This is a genomic window from Mesorhizobium sp. M2C.T.Ca.TU.002.02.1.1 (assembly GCF_003997225.1).
In genome coordinates this window covers 1-2,468 of the sequence record NZ_RZTO01000874.1, presented here as the reverse complement: position 1 = coordinate 2,468, position 2,468 = coordinate 1, and the positions used below count along the sequence as shown (strand labels likewise).

Annotated in this window: 2 protein-coding genes and 1 pseudogene; all 3 read right to left on the bottom strand. The window is 65.4% G+C overall.

Going from position 1 to position 2,468, the window contains the following annotated elements:
* A pseudogene (locus EOD07_RS30765) lies at positions 1-204 on the bottom strand (ectoine/hydroxyectoine ABC transporter substrate-binding protein EhuB); the annotation flags it as partial.
* Positions 205-299: 95 nt separating this feature from the next.
* Complete coding sequence (gene ehuA / locus EOD07_RS30760; protein ID WP_127237978.1) at positions 300-1,085, bottom strand: ectoine/hydroxyectoine ABC transporter ATP-binding protein EhuA; 786 nt, start codon at positions 1,083-1,085, stop codon at positions 300-302.
* A gap of 136 nt (positions 1,086-1,221) precedes the next feature.
* The coding region (locus EOD07_RS30755; RefSeq protein ID WP_164772708.1) for a PLP-dependent aminotransferase family protein at positions 1,222-2,468 on the bottom strand (1,247 nt) is incomplete at its 5' end.

The following is a 2,468-nucleotide window of genomic DNA, read 5'->3' as shown; positions in this document are numbered from 1 at the left end:
CGCCACGTCCGGCGCCGCGCCCGAAACCTTGCCGTCGGCGGCCACCGCCGTATAGGGCGGCTCGTTGGCGATGGCGAGGCGGGCGAAGCCCTGCGCCTTCAGCTGCTCGAGCTTGCTGTCGTCGGCCGAACCGGCGCTCGTGGCGGCGAGCATGGCGGTCAGCGCAAGGCCGGCGACGCCAGCCAGAATGCCAAGTTTCTTCATCGTTCCCAACTCCTTGTTTCTGTTTCTTGGTTTGCTCGGTTCGGGACGGCCCTTTGGCCGCCCGTGGACGACTTCGTCGCCCGTTTGCATTGCGGTCAGACGCGATGTCCGGCCGCGATGATCTTCTTCAGGAAGGTCTGCGTTCTTTCCTGTTTGGGATGGCGGAAAATCTCATCGGGCTTGCCCTCCTCGACGATCCGGCCGCGGTCGAAGAACAGCACGCGGTCGGCGAAGTCGTGGGCGAAACCCATCTCGTGGGTGACGAGCAGCATCGTCATGTCGGTCTCGGCGGCGAGCTTGCGCATGACATTGAGCACCTCCTCGACGAGCTCGGGATCGAGCGCCGAGGTGACCTCGTCGAACAGCATGATCTTGGGCGACAGCGCCAGCGCCCTTGCGATCGCCACGCGCTGCTTCTGGCCGCCGGAAAGCTGCGCCGGCATCGCCTTCGCCTTGTCCGCGAGGCCCACCATGTCGAGCAGTTCCATCGCCCGCTTCTCGGCGGCGGCGCGCGCGACGCCCTTGGTCAGCATCGGCGCCAGGGTCACATTGTCCATGACGCATTTGTGCGGGAAGAGATTGAAGAGCTGGAAGACCATGCCGATCTTCTGGCGCATCCTGGCCAGGTGCCGCTCGTCGGCCGGCAACAACTGGCCGTTGCGCTCCATGTGGTAGAGCTGTTCGCCGTCGACCTGGATATGGCCGCCGTCGATCTTCTCCAGCGTCATCAGGATGCGCAGGATCGTCGTCTTGCCGGAGCCGGACGGACCGATCAGCGCCAGCTTCTCGCCCGGCATGACCTGCATCGACAGACCGTCCAGCACCTTGAAGGCGCCGAAGCTCTTCGAAATCGCATCGACTTTGATGATGGGCGCGGGCAATCCATTTCCCCGTTCTGGAGAAGCCTATGCCCTTAACGATGCGAAACGTGCCAAATCATGTCAATTAGGAAAATAATATCATGACAATATTTCCGGCGCGGCACAATTTCAGGGCAATCTGAGCTCCATTTGTGCATCAGATGGCGAGCAGGAGATGCTCCGGATCGCCGAGCAGCAGCTTGGCGACAACGCTCAAGCCCGCGCGCAGTTCCCCCTCCGTGGTCGACCCGAGCGAGATGCGGATCGCAGGATGCCAGGACGTGTCGGCGATGCGGAACGAAGTGCCCGGCGCGATCGCCACTCCGCGCAGGCGCGCCTGCGCCACAAAGCTCTCCTCGGCCCGGTCGCCCGGCAGCTCGAGCCACAGATGCAGCCCGTCGCGATGACAGCGATAATCGACACCCGTGAGCACTTCCGCGGCGATCTCCTGCCGGCGTCTCAGCGCGCCGCGCTGCCAGTTGACCAGCTCCAAAGCCGTGCCGTCGTTCACCCAGCGCGTCGCGATTTCCGCCACCATCGGCGTCGCCATCCAGTTCGAGACGAGGTGGCGGTTGGCGACGGCCGCGACATAGCGGTCCGGCACGGCCAGATAGCCGATGCGCAGGCCCGGCACGACGATCTTGGTGAAGGAGGTGACGTAGAGCGTCCGCTCCGGTGCGAAGGCGGCGACGGCCGGCGGCCGGCCTTCGACCAGCGGCCCGAGCACGTCGTTCTCGATGATGGCGATATCGTGCTTGCGGGCCACCGCCGCGATCTGCTCGCGGCGGGCGGCGTCCATCAGCGTGGCCGTCGGGTTGATCACCGACGGCTGGACGAACACGGCGCGGATGTCGGAGAGGCGGCAAGCTTCGTCGAGCGCTTCGGGGATAAGCCCGTTGCCGTCGATCGGCAGGCCTTCGAGGTTGAAGCCGAGATAGCGCGCAAGCGGGATCAGCGTGTGGTGGCCGATCGCCTCGGTGGCGACCGTCGAGCCGGGCGGCGCCACGCTCATCAGCGCCACCGTCATGCCGGCGGTGGCGCCGTTGGTGAGGCTGATGTTCTGCGGCGACGCGTCAAGACCGCAAAGCTTCAGCCATTCGACCGCGACCGCGCGGTGGCGCGGGAAAACCATGTTCGGCCGGAACGACAGCGCCGAGCTCGCCGGCAGGTTCTCGGAGAGCCAGCCCAGCGCCTGCTTCAGTTTTTCCAGATGCATCGGCTCGCAGACGGGCTTCAGGATCGAGAGATCGATAACCTCGCCCAGCCGTTCGGGGATGTAGGGCGGTTCCGGCTCGCGGCGCTGCGTCTGCACGAAGCTGCCGCGGCCGACCTCGCCGGAGATCAGCCCGCGGCGGATCAATTCCTCATAGGCGCGGCTGACCGTCTGCACCGAAAGTTTCAGGT